The organism is Nonomuraea rhizosphaerae (assembly GCF_019396405.1).
In the GTDB taxonomy this organism is placed as follows: domain Bacteria; phylum Actinomycetota; class Actinomycetes; order Streptosporangiales; family Streptosporangiaceae; genus Nonomuraea; species Nonomuraea rhizosphaerae.
In genome coordinates this window covers 1-15,569 of sequence record NZ_JAHKRL010000105.1, presented here as the reverse complement: position 1 = coordinate 15,569, position 15,569 = coordinate 1, and the positions used below count along the sequence as shown (strand labels likewise).

At 70.6% G+C, this 15,569-nt stretch carries 14 protein-coding genes and 1 pseudogene; 5 read left to right on the top strand and 10 right to left on the bottom strand.

The genetic code is table 11. The annotated features are described in order from the left end of the window. Window positions 1-171: 171 nt before the first annotated feature. The 3 genes from KME77_RS05175 to KME77_RS05165 all read left to right on the top strand — a co-directional run bounded on the left by KME77_RS05175 (window position 172) and on the right by KME77_RS05165 (window position 3,080). Window positions 172-951, top strand: coding sequence for an SURF1 family cytochrome oxidase biogenesis protein (locus KME77_RS05175; RefSeq protein WP_219462487.1), 780 nt, complete (start codon window positions 172-174; stop codon window positions 949-951). Window positions 952-961: 10 nt separating this feature from the next. After that, window positions 962-1,693 carry a tyrosine-protein phosphatase gene (locus KME77_RS05170; protein ID WP_219462485.1) on the top strand — a complete coding sequence of 244 codons (732 nt, stop codon included), beginning with the start codon at window positions 962-964 and terminating at the stop codon, window positions 1,691-1,693. A 190-nt stretch (window positions 1,694-1,883) separates the two neighbouring features. Continuing rightward, the gene (locus KME77_RS05165; RefSeq protein ID WP_219462483.1) at window positions 1,884-3,080 is read left to right on the top strand and encodes an amidohydrolase family protein; all 1,197 of its coding nucleotides are present in this window, start codon (window positions 1,884-1,886) and stop codon (window positions 3,078-3,080) included. A gap of 45 nt (window positions 3,081-3,125) precedes the next feature. Here KME77_RS05165 and KME77_RS05160 read toward each other — a convergent pair whose 3' ends face one another. From KME77_RS05160 to KME77_RS05145, 4 genes are all read right to left on the bottom strand, one after another. Further along, window positions 3,126-3,407 carry a YkvA family protein gene (locus tag KME77_RS05160; RefSeq protein ID WP_246609194.1) on the bottom strand — a complete coding sequence of 94 codons (282 nt, stop codon included), beginning with the start codon at window positions 3,405-3,407 and terminating at the stop codon, window positions 3,126-3,128. 250 nt (window positions 3,408-3,657) lie between these two features. Continuing rightward, window positions 3,658-5,076 carry an amidase gene (locus KME77_RS05155; RefSeq protein WP_219462481.1) on the bottom strand — a complete coding sequence of 473 codons (1,419 nt, stop codon included), beginning with the start codon at window positions 5,074-5,076 and terminating at the stop codon, window positions 3,658-3,660. A gap of 399 nt (window positions 5,077-5,475) precedes the next feature. Continuing rightward, complete coding sequence (locus KME77_RS05150; RefSeq protein WP_219462478.1) at window positions 5,476-6,429, bottom strand: LLM class F420-dependent oxidoreductase; 954 nt, start codon at window positions 6,427-6,429, stop codon at window positions 5,476-5,478. Window positions 6,430-6,636: 207 nt separating this feature from the next. Then, complete coding sequence (locus KME77_RS05145) at window positions 6,637-7,305, bottom strand: TetR/AcrR family transcriptional regulator (RefSeq protein ID WP_219462477.1); 669 nt, start codon at window positions 7,303-7,305, stop codon at window positions 6,637-6,639. A gap of 626 nt (window positions 7,306-7,931) precedes the next feature. Between KME77_RS05145 and KME77_RS05140 the strand changes: the two genes are divergently transcribed. Next, a complete protein-coding gene (locus tag KME77_RS05140) occupies window positions 7,932-8,384 on the top strand; it encodes a hypothetical protein (protein ID WP_219462475.1) in 453 nt (150 codons plus the stop codon). 329 nt (window positions 8,385-8,713) lie between these two features. Here the strand turns inward: KME77_RS05140 and KME77_RS05135 are convergent, their stop codons facing one another. The 5 genes from KME77_RS05135 to KME77_RS05115 all read right to left on the bottom strand — a co-directional run bounded on the left by KME77_RS05135 (window position 8,714) and on the right by KME77_RS05115 (window position 12,603). Continuing rightward, the gene (locus tag KME77_RS05135) at window positions 8,714-9,772 is read right to left on the bottom strand and encodes an aspartate-semialdehyde dehydrogenase (protein WP_219462472.1); all 1,059 of its coding nucleotides are present in this window, start codon (window positions 9,770-9,772) and stop codon (window positions 8,714-8,716) included. Next, window positions 9,769-11,043, bottom strand: a complete 1,275-nt coding sequence (locus KME77_RS05130; RefSeq protein WP_219462466.1) for an aspartate kinase — start codon at window positions 11,041-11,043, stop codon at window positions 9,769-9,771. Before KME77_RS05130 ends, KME77_RS05135 begins: the two co-directional genes overlap by 4 nt. Before the next feature lie 83 nt (window positions 11,044-11,126). After that, window positions 11,127-11,657: a DUF5063 domain-containing protein gene (locus KME77_RS05125; protein WP_219462464.1), complete on the bottom strand. Its 531-nt coding sequence runs from the start codon at window positions 11,655-11,657 to the stop codon at window positions 11,127-11,129. Then, entirely contained in the window at window positions 11,650-12,249 is a 600-nt protein-coding gene (gene recR / locus KME77_RS05120; protein WP_219462462.1) for a recombination mediator RecR, read from the bottom strand. The genes KME77_RS05125 and recR overlap by 8 nt, the downstream gene beginning before the upstream one ends. Before the next feature lie 3 nt (window positions 12,250-12,252). Beyond that, on the bottom strand, window positions 12,253-12,603 hold the full coding sequence (locus KME77_RS05115) for a YbaB/EbfC family nucleoid-associated protein (RefSeq protein ID WP_219462460.1): 351 nt from the start codon (window positions 12,601-12,603) through the stop codon (window positions 12,253-12,255). A gap of 314 nt (window positions 12,604-12,917) precedes the next feature. Between KME77_RS05115 and KME77_RS05110 the strand changes: the two genes are divergently transcribed. Next, entirely contained in the window at window positions 12,918-14,417 is a 1,500-nt protein-coding gene (locus KME77_RS05110; RefSeq protein ID WP_219462458.1) for a GAF domain-containing protein, read from the top strand. Between the two features lie 70 nt (window positions 14,418-14,487). Here the strand turns inward: KME77_RS05110 and KME77_RS05105 are convergent. Continuing rightward, a pseudogene (locus KME77_RS05105) lies at window positions 14,488-15,569 on the bottom strand (hypothetical protein); the annotation flags it as partial.

Below are 15,569 nucleotides of genomic sequence, written 5' to 3'. Positions count from 1 at the left end.
GAGCTCATCGGGACGACTCCCGACCGTACGCGATGAAGCAGCGATGGGTAAGGGTTTCGACCAGATTGCGATTGGGTCACTATACGGCAGCCAGAACCGGCCGAGACGGGCGGGACCGGCCGTACGAGTGCCAGGTGAGGGAGCACAGGTGCCGGTGCCTACCCTTGAGGGGTGTACCGGTTCCTCCTGACGCCCCGCTGGATCGGGCTCCACATCGTGGTGCTGCTGGTGATCCCCGCCTTCGTGTTCCTGGGAAGGTGGCAGTTCGGGCGGTTCGAGGAGCGCTCCGCCAACAGCACGCAGGTCACCGCGAACCTCTCGGCCGCCCCCGTCCCCATCGGCACTCTGGCGGACGACGGGGTCACCGAGGCCGACCGGTTCAGGTCGGTCACGGCGACGGGGACGTACGACGCCGGGCACGCCTTGGTGGTGCGCAGGCGGACGCAGGAGGGGCGGCTCGGCTTCTACGTCCTGACGCCGCTCGTCACCGGTCCCGGTCAGGCCGTGCTCGTCAACCGGGGGTGGGTCAAGGCGGGAGCCACCGCCGACGCGCCGCCCGAGGTGCCGCCACCGTCCACGGGTGAGGTAACTGTCACCGGGAGGCTACGTCTGAGCGAGACCGCGGACTCGGCCGGCGTCAAGGACCGTCCCGGCCTGCCGCCCGGCCAGGTGCTGCTGATCGACGTCCCGAAGATCGGCGCGTCGATGCCGTACCGGCTCACCAGCGGTTTTGTGGAGCTGACCGAGCAGCGGCCCGAGTCGGCGAGCGCGCCCGCGCCGGTGCCGGCGCCCGACGTGGGCGCGGGGGGCGGCCTGAACCTGGCGTACGGCGTGCAGTGGTGGCTGTTCATCGGCGTGGCCGTCGGCGGCTGGATCCTGCTCATCCGCCGGGAGGTGGCCGACCGGAGGGCCGGGGACAAGTCACCGGCCGAGGAGCCCGTCAGCAATTAAGGTGGATGGGGTGATCCGCCACATTGAGTTCCTCAATATCCACAATTTTCGTGATGTAGGTGGATATGCCACCAGGGACGGGAAGGTCGTCCGGTGGCAGCGGCTCTACCGCGCCGACTCGCTCGGCTGGCTGGCGGGCGAGGACCTCGCCACGTTCCAGGCGCTCAAGGTGCGGACCGTCATCGACCTGCGGCATCCGTTCGAGGTGGAACGGGCCGGCCGGGTGCCCGAGACCGCCGGGCTCGACTACCACAACCTGCCCATCGAGGGCCGCCGCTGGGACGTCACCGCCTACGACGACCGGCTCGGCGTGAGCCGATACCTCGCCGACCGCTACCTGGAGGTGACCGAGGACGGCGTGGAGAACCTCCGCACGGCCGTCCAGACCATCTCCCGCACCGACAGCGCGCCCGTCGTCATCCACTGCGCGGCGGGCAAGGACCGCACCGGCCTGCTCACCGCGATCGTCCTGAGCCTGGTCGGCGTGGCGGACCAGGACATCATCGACGACTACGCGCTCACCGGCCTGGCCACCGAGCGCTTCATCGCGAGCTGGCAGCGCAGGCACCCCGACGGCGCCCGATGGCCCGGTTTCGGGGTCGCGCCGGCCGAGGCCATGCGGCTGTTCCTGGCCGACCTGGCCGCCCGGCACGGCTCGATCGAGCGCTACTGCACCCAGATCCTGCAGGTGGACAAGGCGACCATCGAGGAGCTCCAGAACAGCCTTCTGTCGCACGACTGACCGGATCTCCGCTGGGTAGGTGGCGCCGGGGTTCGCGGAGTAGCATCCTCATGAAGCGGACCCTCACGGCCCGGGGTCGCCACATCCCCCTCCCGGCGGTCCCGGGTCCCGGGCGTGATGTTCACAGGGGATATCCAACGGAGACGTCGCAGCTTGTTCCACGTTATCCACCCGTCGTACGGTTACCTGCGTGACTACGCCGCTGCTCCCTGATCCGGATCCGAGGCGGCGCGACTACGTGATCATCTCCGCCGACGATCACCTGATCGAGCCGCCCGACCTCTTCGAGGGCCGGCTCGCGGAGAAATACGCCGACGTCGCGCCCAAGGTCGTGGAGACGGAGGGCGGTCACCAGGTGTGGCGATACGGCGGCGCCACCTATCCGTGCGCCGGTCTCGACGTGGGCGCGGGGCTGCCGCGCGAGCAATGGACCCTCGATCCGGTCAGGTTCGAGCACATGCGTCCCGGCTGCCACGACATCGAGGCCCGCATCGAGGACATGGACGTCGCCGGCATCTGGGCGGCGCTCTGCTTCCCCGGCATGCTGGCCGGCCAGTCGGGCATGCCGTTCGCCAGGACCCGCGACCAGGAGCTCGGCCTCGCCCTGGTCAAGGCCTGGAACGACTGGCACATCGACGTCTGGGCCGGCACCTACCCCGAGCGGATCATCGGCCTGCAACTGCCCTGGCTGCCCGACCCCGACGTCGCCGCCAAGGAGATCAGGGCCAACGCGGCGCGCGGGTTCAAGGCCGTGGTGTTCCCCGAGTTCCCGACCAGGCTGCGGCTGCCGTCGATCCACGGTGGCCACTGGGACCCGTTCCTCGCCGCCTGCGAGGAGACCGGCACCGTCGTCTGCCTGCACACCGGGGCCTCCAGCTGGTCGCCGGTGCCCTCGCCCGACACGCCCATCGAGGCGATCACCACGCTGATGCCGACCAGCGCGATGTTCGCCTGCGCCGACTGGCTCTGGTCGGGGCTGCCGCTGCGCTTCCCCAACCTGCGCATCCTCATCGTCGAGGGCGGCGTCGGCTGGCTGCCCATGCTCGCCGCCCGCGCCGACTACGCGCTCGACCACCCCGTGGCCGGCGAGGCGCAGTGGGACGGCGGGCTCAAGCCGAGCGAGGTGCTGCGGCGCAACTTCTACTTCGGCACGCTCGACGACCACGCGCTGTCGGGGGTGCGGCTGGCGGTCGGCCTCGACCACGTGCTGCAGGAGAGCGGCTACCCGCACTCCGACTCGACCTGGCCGGACACCCAGAAGTCGGTCTCCCAGAACCTTGGCACGCTCCCGCCCGCGGACATCGCCAGGGTCGCCTACGGGAACGCGGCCCGGCTGTTCGGGCATCCGCTGCCGTCGCGCGCCTGGCTCCGGATGGAGCAGATCTGACCGCGTCCGTCACCGCGCCGCCGCGGGCCTGACCGCCGCCCGGCCCTACCCCTCGACCTGTCCCTTTTCCACCCGTCCGCGAATGAGCTGCTTCTCCCAGTCGACGTACCGGCCGCTCTCGCCGAGCAGCGAGGCCAGCAGCCAGACGAAGACGCCGAAGTCGTCGGCGACGCCGATGAGCAGGAGGAAGTCGGGGATCACGTCGATCGGGGAGATCAGGTAGACCACGCCGGCCGCCATGAGGGCCAGCTTGCCCTTGCCCATGCCCGCGTACTGGCCGCGCATCACGGCGCCGATGAGGCGCGGGATCGCGCGGACCCTGACCATTACGCTTGGCGTGCCAGGCTTGCTCACGTCGCGGTACACCCGCCAAGCCGCAGCCGCTCGTCCTGCCTTCGCCATCATGCGCTCCCCCCTACCCCGGCCTCTCACGACATAACGCGTCGGCCGGGGAAGGGGTTCCCGTCGATCAGCGCCGTACGTATCGGATCACAGCCACCCTGAGACTCGGATCACAGGCACGCCGAACCTCGGGTCACAGCCACGCCGAGACTTGGATCACAGGCAGGCCGAGACCTCAGCGCATCGCGCTGTGCTCGAACGGGCGGGCCGCCTCGATCTGCGCGGCGATCCTGACCAGCAGATCCTCCCGCCCGTACGCGGCCACCAGCTGGACGCCCACCGGCAGCCCGGCCGCGTTCCGGTGCAGCGGCAGCGAGATCGACGGCTGCCCGGTGGCGTTGATCGGCGAGGTGAACGCCACGGAGTGCGAGGTCCGCCCGAACGCCGTGCTCAGGTCGTCCGGCGAGATCCACCCCAGCGGGAACGGCGCCACCCCCAGCGACGGCATGAGCAGCAGGTCGTACCCGGAGCTCCACCAGGCGGCCATCCGCCTGCGGAACCCGTCGATCCACTGGGCCGCCATGAGGTGGTCGGTGGCGCTGTGCTGGCGGCCCGCCGAGACCATGGCCGCGTTGCGCGGCTCCAGTTCCTCCAGTTCGACCGGCTTGCCGCGCAACGCGGCGATGTTCTCGATCTCGGCGGCGAGGTTGTTCGTCACGATCGCGGCGAAATATGTGGCGAAGTCGGGGTCGCCGAGCGCCTTCGGGCAGTCCGCCGACACCTTGTGCCCCAGCTCCTCCAGCAGCGCGGCGGCCGCGTTGACCGCCTCGGTCAGCTCCGGCACCTCGGGCACGTCGCCCCGGGGGTGCGCGGCGACGAACCCGACGCGCAGCCGTCCCGGATCCGCCCCGGCCTCCGCCGCGAGCGGCCCGGGCAGCGGCGGCGCGGCGTACGGGTCGCCCGGAAGGTAGCCGGAGACGAGGTCGAGCGCCGCCGCGGTGTCACGCACGCTCCTGCTGACGAACCCCGAGCACGAGAAGCCGCTCCAGCCCTCCCCTCTCGCCGGCCCGAAGCTGGAACGCCCGCGGCTCGGCTTGAGCCCCACGAGGCCGCACAGGGACGCGGGGATGCGGATCGAGCCGCCGCCGTCGCTGGCCGTGGCGATCGCCACCATCCCGGCCGCGACCGCCGCCGCCGATCCGCCGCTGGACCCGCCCGACGAGTAGCCCAGGTCGTAGGGGTTGCGGGTGGGGCCGAACGCGGCCGGCTCGGTCGTGATCGTGCTGCCCAGTTCAGGAGTGTTCGTCCGCCCCAGCACCACGAACCCGGCGGCGCGCAACCTGGCCGTCTCGTACGCGTCCTCCTCGACCCGGACGCCCTCCAGGGTGCGCGAGCCCGCGCTGTAGGGCTCGCCCGCCTGCGCCCAGCCGAGATCCTTGAGCAGGATCGGCACGCCGCGGAACGGGGCCTCGGCGGGGATGGCGTCGACCTCGGCCAGCGCCCGCTCGAAGCGCGGGTAGATGACGGCGTTCAGGTCGGGGTTGTGGGCCTGGACACGAGCGATCGCCCCCTCCACCAGCTCCCGCGCGGACACCTTTCCTTGCTGGACGGCGTGCGCCTGCTCTGTGGCGTCTGATCTCAGTAACTCGTCCACCGAACCTCCTGCGCTCCTCGACCACCGGACGTTTACTTCTTCTGTACGGCATTTCTTCTGTACGGCAAGCCGCACCCACCGCCACCCGCCGCACGTGGCTGAGGGCCTCCAGGAGAACGGCCGCTGACCGGATGGTGGCTCAGCGCCGTCACGTGCGAATCCTCAGCCGGTGGCGCCTACTTCCGAACCCGGGACGACCCGTTCCCTGAGCCCGAGGCACCTCATTCCCTGAGCCCGAGACACCCGTTTTCTCTGGCCCGAGGCACCTCGTCTCTCTGGCCTGAGACACCTCGATCCCCGAACCCCGGAACGTCTCGTTCCTCCGGCCCCTCGTGCGCCCGAAGCTCCCCGCCCCCAAGGCGTCCCGCCCTCTCCCGGGCCGCCTCCGCCCGTGCAGGGCTATTGCGGCGCCAGGTCGCGTACAGCCTGGTCGAGCGAGACCTCACCCCCAGGGATGGGCGCCAGGACAGGCGTGTCCAGGCCGTTGTCCACGTACTGCTGGATCCTGGCGCGGCAGGTGGCGGCGTCGCCGTGGACGATCAGGGAGTCCACCACCTCGTCGGGGATCGACTTGAGCGCGGCCTGGCGATCGCCCGCCGCCCAGGCCTCGTGCATGGGACGCAGCACCTCACCCCGTCCGAGCCAGTCGTGGAAGGCGGCGTACGCGGGCACGGTGAGGTAGGCGGCGAGCATCCAGCGGCCCAGCGCGCGCACCTTGTCGGCGTCCTCGCTCACGCACACGAACAGCCGGGCGATCAGCTCGGTGTCCCCGACCTCCGCCCGCACCTTCCGGACGTCGTCGGGCGAGAGCCAGTTGGTGATCGCCCCGTCGGCCTCCTCGGCGGCCAGGTGCAGCATCCGGGGCCGGAGGGCGGCCAGCACGATCTTGGGCGGCGTCTTCGGCGCCCGCTCCAGCTTGAACCCCTTGACCTCGAACGTCTCGTACTTCGCCGACACCTTCTCCCCGGTCAGCGCCTCCTTGACGAAGCGCAGGGTGTCGCGGGTGCGCGCGTAAGGCTTGTCGAAGCCGACCGCGTTCCACCTCTCGACGATCGCCGGGGAGGAGGACCCGATGCCCAGCACGAACCGTCCGGGTGCCAGGTCGGCCAGCGTGGCGGCCTGCATCGCCAGCAACGCCGGCCCGCGCGTGAACACCGGCACGATCGCGCTCCCCAGCCGCACCCCCGGCGCCCACTCGGAGGCCATGGCCAGCGGCGTGAACCCGTCGGCCCCGTTGACCTCGGCCGACCACACGTCGGTGTAGCCGAGCGAGGGCAGCTCGGCGATCAGCGCCCGGGAGTCGGCCAGCGAGCGGTCGTTGAAGGGGATGGTCATGCCCCAGTTCTGGGTCATCGCGAGCCTCCGGCTGTTCCCTGGTGGGCGTCGGGCGTCAATAGGCTGACCATACCAACCGGGCGGTATGTCGTCGCGGCCTCCACCCGTGAACCTCACCACCCGCACAAGCCACCCGCACAAGCCGTTACCCGCGGCGCCGGAGCCCTCGCGCACCGGAGCCCTCGCGCGCCGGAGGCCGGCGATCGTCAGCCCAGCGTCATCGATTCAGGCGCGCAGCTCGTGCATGGCGGCGATGAAGTCCTTCGTGATCCCCCGCAACCCCGGCAGGTGCGACAGCCCGACCAGCCGATCCACCAGCGGCACCGTCACCTCGATCAACCGGTACGTACGCTCACACCCCGGCGACGTGTCGTGCACCCAGAACAGCACCATCCCCATCGACAGCAGCCACAGCAGCTCGGGCAGTTCCTCGCGCAGCTCCGAGTTCATCCGGTCCCGCGCCCCCTCGACCACCTGCCGGTAGATCGCGATCGACGCCTCCCGGGCCGGCGACGACTGGGCGCTGAACGGGCTCAGCGGATTGGTCGGTTCGGCGGCGTGCTTGAAGAACTTCACGGCGAACTCGTGGTACGGCTCCGACACCCGCACCCATTCCCGCAGCACCCCCGTCAGCCGCGCGGCGAACGACGACTCCGTGGCCAGCAACTGGCGGCAGGCCGCCTCGTGCTCGGTCTGCGCACGGTCGTAGTACGCCTGGATCAACGCCTCCTTGCTCTCGAAGTAGTAGTAAGCGTTACCGACGGATACACCGGCTTCGGCGGCGATGGCCCGCATCGTCGTCGCGTCGAAGCCGCGCTCCCGGAACAGCCGCAAAGCCGTCTCGACGATGACCTCTCGGGTGCTCTCCGATCCTCGGTTTCGGGCTTCGGACACGTTCGTCACTTTACGTCGTAGTAGCGAGTTGGGTCAGGAAGGCGCACGGTGATCACCACCACCAGGCAAAAAACCCTATGTGGCAGGGATTAGCTCGTGTGAACCATGGGATTGATGATGCAGGCGGAAGGGCTATTCCGCGAAAAGGCATCGACATGTGGATACGTGGAACAGTACGGCTGGCAGTTGTCGTACTCCTCGGCATTGAGATCTCCATAATCGCGTTGGCGTCGGCCGCTTCCGCCGCTTCCAAAGGACCCGACTGGGAGCCGCGGCAGACACCATCACCGATCACTCGGTCCTACCACATCGAGGAGACGATCGACGCACGCCACCGGCTTCCATCAGCGGATCCGGACCTCGGCCCGACCCCGGACATGGTTCCGGAGCCGGCCGAGCCCGCGCCCACCCATGTCGCCCGCTGGACCCCCGCCCAAGAGACCCGTGTGACCCCCGTGGACAGGAGTGAGACGACCGCGGGCAGAACCGGGAGAGCCGCCGGCAAGGCTGAGAGGGCCGCAGGCAACGCTGAGACGGCCGTACGCGCTCCGAGAACGCGGGAGCTACGCGCGACGCCACGGACACACCTCAGCCGCCCAGCGGCCGCACGAACCGCGCGCAGGCCGATGGACAAAACGCAACGCTCCGACGTGAACCTGTACCGCGTCAAGCCCCGGTACGCGGTCATGCGCATCTCCCACGCCGCCGCCTCGAACTGGCTGCGCGACGAGGGCCTGCGCACGTTCTCGTCGGGCGGCTGCACGAGCAGGCGCGTGCACCACTGCACGTCGCTCGACGACGTGCGCACCGCGACGATCGCCCGGGTGATCGACCTCAAGCATCGCAGCGGCTGCCCGGTCATGGTCACCGGCGGCACCGAGAACGGCCACGCTCCTGGCCGCTTCAGCCACGGCAAGGGCTACAAGCTCGACATCACCCACAACCGCTGCATCGACCGCTACATCACCAAGAACCACCAGAAGGCGGGCATCCGCCGGGACGGCGCCGCTCTGTACAAGTCCCGCTCAGGCACCCTGTTCGCGGACGAGTCCGACCACTGGGACATCCTCTTCCGATGACAGCAAGACCCGGGCGCCCCGAACCAAGGGAACGGGACGCCCGGGCCTCGAGGAAACGAGACTCCTCGGGCTCAGGACGCGATGCGCCTCGGGCTCAAGGAGCAGGGCTGCCTCGGGCTCGGAGATCGGCGTCACCGGCTGAGAGTTCGCACGTAACGGCGGCCGACCACCATCCGGTCAGCGGCCGTTCTCCTGGAGGCCCTCAGCCATGTGCGGCGGGTGGCGGTGGGTGCGGCCTGCCGTACAGGATGGGCGTCCTCAATGGCAAACCCCCCACCACCCGCACAAACGAACAGCGCCCCTCTAGAAAAAAGGGGGGCGCTGTTCGGTCAGAACTCGGTCGCCACCAGCTCCGCGATCTCGGCGGCGTTGAGCGCCGCCCCCTTGCGCAGATTGTCCCCGCACACGAACAGATCCAGCGTGTTCGGGAAGTCCACCGCCTGCCGGACCCGCCCCACATACGTCGGATCCGTCCCCACGACGTCCGCCGGAGTCGGGAACACCCCGTTGGCCGGGTCGTCCATCAGCACCACCGTCGGCGCCGCCTCCAGCACCCGGTGCGCGTCCGCCACCGTGATCTCACGCGCGAACCGCGCGTGCACCGCCAGCGAGTGCGTCGTGACCACCGGCACCCGCACGCACGTGGCCGACACCTTCAGGTCGGGGATGCCGAGGATCTTGCGCGACTCGTTGCGCAGCTTGAGCTCCTCGGAGGCCCATCCGCCGTCCTTGTACGAGCCCGCCCACGGCACGACGTTGAACGCCACCGGCGCGGGGAACGGCGACTCCTCCGGCAGCCGGTTGGCCAGCGCCTTGCGCACGTCGCCCGCCACCTGACCGATCGAACGGTCGCCGGCCAGCGCCTCGACCTCGTCGTACAGCCGCGCCGTGCCGGCCACGCCCGCGCCCGACACCGCCTGGTAGGAGGCGACGACGAGCTCCTGCAGCGTGTACTCGGCGTGCAGCGCCCCGATCGCCGCCATCATCGACAGCGTGGTGCAGTTGGGGGTCGAGATAATGTTGCGCGGGCGCGTGCGGGCGTCCTGCGGGTTCACCTCCGGCACCACCAGCGGCACGTCCGGCTCCATCCGGAACGTGCCCGACTTGTCGATCACGATGGCGCCGCGCTCGGCCGCGATCGGCACCCACACGGCCGACACCTCGTCCGGCACGTCGAAGATGGCGATGTCGATGCCGTCGAACACCTCGGGCGCCAGCGCTTGTACGGCCACGTCCTCGCCGCGCACCCTGAGCAGCTTGCCCGCCGAGCGCGGGGAGGCGACCAGGCGGACCTCACCCCAGATGTCCTCGCGGGTGGAGACGAGGTCGCGCATGACGGTGCCGACGGCCCCGGTCGCGCCGATCAACGCCAGATTGGGCCTGCTCATCGTCCTGTACCTCCGTAAACAACCGCTGCGACCTGGTCGGCGTCGAGGTCGAAGGCCCGGTGGGCGGCCGCCACGGCCGCGTCGACACCGTCCTGCCCGACGATCACCGAGATGCGGATCTCCGAGGTGGAGATCATCTCGATGTTGACCCCCGCGTCGGCGAGGGCCGCGAAGAACGTCGCCGTGACGCCGGGGTGCGAGCGCATGCCCGCGCCGATCAGCGACACCTTCCCGATCTGGTCGTCGAAAAGGACCGACTCGTAGGCGATCTCTCCCTGGATCTTCTTCAGCGCCGTCAGAGCCGTCTGGCTGTCGGCCGTCGGCAGCGTGAAGGAGATGTCGGTGCGGCCCGTGGCCGCGGCCGAGACGTTCTGCACGATCATGTCGATGTTGATCTCGGCGTCGGCCAGAGTTTTGAAGATCGCGGCAGCCTCGCCGACCTTGTCGGGAACCCCGACAACGGTGATCTTGGCCTCGCTCCGGTCGTGCGCGACTCCGGAGATGATCGGCTGCTCCATCTCGGTTCCTTCGGTGTAAGGGTCGGAGACGACCCACGTGCCTTCCTTGGTGCTGAACGAGCTGCGTACGTGGATCGGCAGATTGAACCGCCGAGCGTACTCGACGCAGCGCAGGTGCAGGATCTTCGCGCCGCAGGCGGCCATCTCCATCATCTCGTCGTAGGAGATCTTGGGGATCTGCCGCGCCGCGCGCACGATGCGGGGGTCGGCGGTGAAGATGCCGTCCACGTCGGTGTAGATCTCGCAGACGTCCGCCTCCAGGGCGGCGGCGAGCGCCACGGCGGTCGTGTCGGAGCCGCCGCGGCCCAGCGTGGTGATGTCCTTGGTGTCCTGCGAGACGCCCTGGAAGCCCGCGACGATCGCGATGTGCCCCTGGTCGAGCGCCTCACGCAGGCGGCCGGGCGTCACGTCGATGATGCGCGCCTTGCCGTGGGTGGAATCGGTGATCACGCCCGCCTGCGAGCCGGTGAACGAACGCGCCTCGTGCCCCAGGTTGGCGATCGCCATCGCCAGCAGGGCCATCGAGATACGCTCACCGGAGGTCAGCAGCATGTCGAGCTCGCGGCCCGGAGGCAGCGGCGACACCTGCTCGGCCAGGTCGAGCAGTTCGTCCGTCGTGTCGCCCATCGCGGAGACGATCACGACCACGTCGTTGCCGGCTTTTTTCGTCGCCACGATCCGCTGCGCGACCCGCTTGATGCAGGACGCGTCGGCGACGGACGAACCACCGTACTTTTGCACAACGAGGGCCACGAGAGTCTCCCGGTCTGGACTGTGAGCTGCCAGTCTACTGGGGGCCTCTCATGCGCCTGCTGGCATATACCAGCATGTGGACGTCAGACGGTCGTGGCTTCCTCCGCCACGTCGAGCCGCGAGTGCGCGGCGAGCGCCTGAAGTGCGCGCATGGCCGCGCCCGCGTGGTTGCCCCACGTGTTGAAGTAGGAGTACTGCCACCACCACAGCGCCTCGTGCGGCCGGCCGGCCTGGTAGTGGCGCAGCCCGTGGATGAGGTCCGCCGCGACCGCGGTCAGGTCGTCCGACAGCCGGTACGGGGTCACGCCCGTGTCCTTGTACGGGTCGAACACCTCGGCGTAGTCGTCGACCGCCTCCAGCAGCTCCGACAGCGCCGTGCGCACGCCGTCGATGTCGGGGTCCTCGCTGAGCGGCGGCTCGTAGTTGCCCGAGAGGATCACGTCCTCGTTCGCGCCGAGCTTGGCCCCCGCGAGGCTCACCTGAGCCACCTCGACCAGCAGCAGCGACCAGATGGCGTCGCCGCCCTCGCCGCCCGCCACCCTGGTCAGGCCGTCCACGTAGTTCTGCGCGTGGCCCGCTATCTCCTCCGCCAGCGTGCTCCACTGGTCAGACATCCAGCAGCCTCCGTCCTTCGAACGCGCGGCCCAAGGTCACCTCGTCGGCGTACTCGAGGTCACCGCCCACAGGCAGACCGCTGGCCAGTCGTGTCACTTTCAGACCCATCGGCTTGACCAGACGGGCAAGGTAGGTAGCCGTCGCCTCGCCCTCAAGGTTGGGGTCGGTGGCGATGATGAGCTCCGTCACCCGGCCGTCGGCCAGGCGCGTCAGCAGCTCACGGATGCGCAGGTCGTCGGGGCCGATGCCGTCGATCGGGCTGATCGCGCCGCCGAGCACGTGGTACGTGCCGCGGAACTCGCGCGTCTTCTCGATCGCGACGACGTCCTTCGACTCCTCGACCACGCAGATCACGTGGGTGTCGCGGCGCTGGTCGCGGCAGATGCGGCACTCTTCCTCGGCCGCCACGTTCCCGCAGACCCGGCAGAACCGGACCTTCTCCTTGACCTCCAGCAACGCGTGCGCCAGCCGCTTCACGTCGACCGGGTCGGCCGCCAGCAGGTGGAACGCGATCCGCTGCGCGCTCTTGGGACCGACGCCGGGCAGCATGCCGAGCTCGTCGATCAGGTTCTGGACGACCCCTTCGTACATCGTCTAGAACCCCGGCAACTGTCCGAGGCCGCCGCCTCCGAGCCCCTGGGCCAGCGGGCCCAGCTTCTCCTGTTGCAGGTCGGACGCCGCCCGCACCGCGTCACGCACCGCCGCGATCACCAGATCGGCGATGGTGTCGGCCGTGTCCTGCGGGTCAGCGGCGTCGATGACGTTCGGGTCGATCTTCAGCTCGAGCAGCTCACCGGATCCGTTGACGACGGCTTTGACCATGCCGCCGCCGGCCGAGCCCTCGATCTGCGCGTCGTTGAGCTCCTGCTGGGCGCTCACAAGCTGCTGCTGCATGAGCTGTGCCTGCTCCAGCAGCTGCTGCAGGTTGACATCCCCTGGGTTCACCGTCGTGCGCTCCTCGTGGCTCCGCGTCCTGGATGACTGCCACGAGCCTACGGGGTCCGAGCCTTGTCATGCACTGGGGCACTCCCTGTTTCGGCCTTGGCCGGGTCCCGGCCCCCCTCCAGTGTCCGAGACCCGGCCATCACGTCGGCCGGAGCGGCCGCACCACGCCGACGCGTTGGCGCAACGCTAGCGGGGGCAACGTTGCACACACGTTGCGATCGTTCAATCACCCTTCGCAATCCCCCGAACCAGTTGCGCTCACCAGCTCCAACCCGGATGCTCGCCAGTAAGGGGTTGACTACAGGGAGTGGCCGATGAGTTCCACGCGTCCGAACGCGTACTCCCGCCGCCTGCGCGACGCGCACGACGCCGGGCTCGTGGAGAAGTCCGCGCCCGACGGGCCGCGCCGGCTGATCTCCGCCTCCTGGCGGCGCTCGCTGGCCGCGGGGATCGATCCGGACAGTTCGCGGGCACCGCTCGCGTACGACACTCGCGACCTTCCGGACGTCCGCGAGGCGCACCCGCTGCGCCCGCTGCTCCCTCTGCTGGCACGGACACTCGTCCACGTGGCCGACGAGTCCGCGCACATCATGGTCGTGACGGACGCGGACGGCAGAGTTCTGTGGCGTGACGGCAACCACGACGTCATGCGCGTCGCCGACCGGATCGGGCTGGCCGAAGGGCACCACTGGGCCGAGTCCCACGTCGGCACCAACGGCATCGGCACCGCCCTGGCCATCCGCCGCCCCATGCACGTGTACTCCGAGGAACACCTCATGCGCGTGCTGCACGTCTGGTCGTGCAGCGCCGCCCCGATCGTCGACCCCGAGACCGACGAGGTGCTCGGCTGCGTCGACCTCAGCGGTACCGCGCGCTCGCTGCACCCGGCCAGCGTCGCGCTGGTCGCCGCCACGGCCCGGCTCGCCGAGAGCCGGCTCGAACTGCGTGTGCACGAGCGCGACGATCGCCTGCGCCGGCGCTTCGAGGCGCTGCGCGGCCGTCCCGGCATCCTGCTGTCGCCGACCGGCCGCGTCATCGCCGGCGATCCCGGGCGGCTCCTGGGCGAACGCGTCCCGCTGCCCGCTCCCGGCGAGCGCATGATCCTGCGCGACGGACGGGTCGTGCTCCTGGAGGCGTTCGCCGACGGCTACCTGCTGCGCCCCGCCTCCGGCCGCGCCCTGTCCGGCTCTCCCGGCTCGCCGGACCCGTCCGGCCCCGGCGGGGATCTCGTCGCGTTCCTCGGCCTGACCGGCTTCCTCGGCGGCGGGCCGCCCGTCGTCACGATCGGCGAGCGCCGCGTGCCGCTCTCCCTCCGGCACGCCGAGATCCTCGCCCTCCTGGCCCTGCACCCCAACGGCCTCACCGCCGACCAGCTCTCCCTGCACCTGTACGGCGACGACGGCAACCCGGCGACGATCCGGGCCGAGATCCACCGCCTGCGCACCCAGCTCGGCGACGCGATCGGGGCCAAGCCGTACCAGCTGACCCTGCCCGTCGAGGCCGACTTCCTGGAGCTGCGCCGCCTCCTGGCCGGCCCCGACCGCGCCTCCCTCGCGCACGCGTACGCGGGCCCGCTGCTGCCCCGCTCGGAGTCGCCGGAGATCCGCCGCGAACGGGACGAACTGGAGGCGCAGGTACGGACGAGCCTGCTGCTGCGCGGCTCACCCGACGATCTGTGGACGTACGCGCAGACACCGGGAGGACGGGACGACTTCGAGGTGCTGCAGCGGCTCACGGCCGTCCTGGCACCGTCGGACCACCGCGCCGCCGCAGCCAGAGCGCGCCTGCGCCTGGGCACCTTCAACCACGACTGACAGCCGTGCCCACCTCACGCGCGGGCCGTCCGAAGGCGCCCTCACACACAGCCGATCGTCGAACACGCCCTCAGGTGTGGTCGATCTCACCGATCACCTGGGCGCCGAGCTGGCTCTGGAGCAGCGCCATACCGGACAGCTCGTCCACGTCGGCGTCGGCGTCGTTCAGCGGGTCGACCTCGTCGGACTCCGGCCCCTTGCGACGGTTGGGGAGCGCGTCCGGCCAGGCGGCGGCACCACCCTGACGTGGCGCGGGAGCCCGCGGACCGGCCTGGGAGGCCGCCTTCGCGGCCGACCTCGCGGCGGCCAGCCCGGCACCCGCCATGCCGCCCCTGGCCGCCGTCTGGGTGGGGTCAGGCCCCGGCGGCGAACCGGGCCCCGGGTCGTCGGGCGCGTCCGGCCAGGACTCGTCGGTCGTCTGCCGGGCGGCCGCTCCCGGGGACTGGTCAACCACCCCTGGGGATTGGGCAGCCGCTGCCGGAGGTTGGGCGGCCTGTCCCGGAGGTTGGCTCGCCTCCTGCGAGCCGGAGTCGTCCTGCGACGAGCCGTGCGAGGCCGTACGTCCGTGCTGGGAAGCGGCCTGGGAGGCGGACTGCGAGCCGGTCGTGGCGCCGGGCTGCGGCGGCCGCGGACTCTGCGCCTGCCCCGGAGGCGGACCGGCCGGAGCGTGCTGGCTCGACGCGGGAGGCCCTTGAGGACCACGCGAGGCACTCTGGGGCGCCGGTGAGCTGCCCACGACCGCCTCGACCCGCCAGGTGCCGCCCAGCACGTCGCCGAGCGCGCTGGCGACCACCGCGTCCTTGCCGCCGCCGGTGAAGTTCTTCATCGCGCCGACCTGGCCGAACCCGAGCGTGACCAGATTGCCCTCGACGCCGACGACCTGCGCGTTGGTGCTCACGTTGGCCCAGACGACGATGCTGCGCTGCTTGAGCGCCGCCAGCACGGCGGGCCACTGCTGCTGGATCGCCCCGGCCCCCTGAGCCCCGCCTCCCTGAGCCGCGGGCGCGTGGGACGGACTCGAAGAGGGGGCGGCCTGCGACGGCGCAGGCGTCGCGCCACTCGGCTGGGCGGCGGCGGGCTGGGCGGCGGCGGGCTGGGCGGCGGGCCTGCCCGGCCGAGCCGGCTCAGGCCAGTCGTCCGCTCCCGCGGAAC

Excerpts from the sequence above, each read along its gene's own strand:
- KME77_RS05160 (WP_246609194.1), bottom strand. The coding sequence starts at position 3,407 with ATGGTCAGGGTCCGCGCGATCCCGCGCCTCATCGGCGCCGTGATGCGC.
- KME77_RS05150 (WP_219462478.1), bottom strand. The coding sequence starts at position 6,429 with ATGACCCAGAACTGGGGCATGACCATCCCCTTCAACGACCGCTCGCTG.
- KME77_RS05140 (WP_219462475.1), top strand. The coding sequence starts at position 7,932 with ATGGACAAAACGCAACGCTCCGACGTGAACCTGTACCGCGTCAAGCCC.
- KME77_RS05135 (WP_219462472.1), bottom strand. The coding sequence starts at position 9,772 with ATGAGCAGGCCCAATCTGGCGTTGATCGGCGCGACCGGGGCCGTCGGC.
- KME77_RS05125 (WP_219462464.1), bottom strand. The coding sequence starts at position 11,657 with ATGTCTGACCAGTGGAGCACGCTGGCGGAGGAGATAGCGGGCCACGCG.
- recR (WP_219462462.1), bottom strand. The coding sequence starts at position 12,249 with ATGTACGAAGGGGTCGTCCAGAACCTGATCGACGAGCTCGGCATGCTG.
- KME77_RS05110 (WP_219462458.1), top strand. The coding sequence starts at position 12,918 with ATGAGTTCCACGCGTCCGAACGCGTACTCCCGCCGCCTGCGCGACGCG.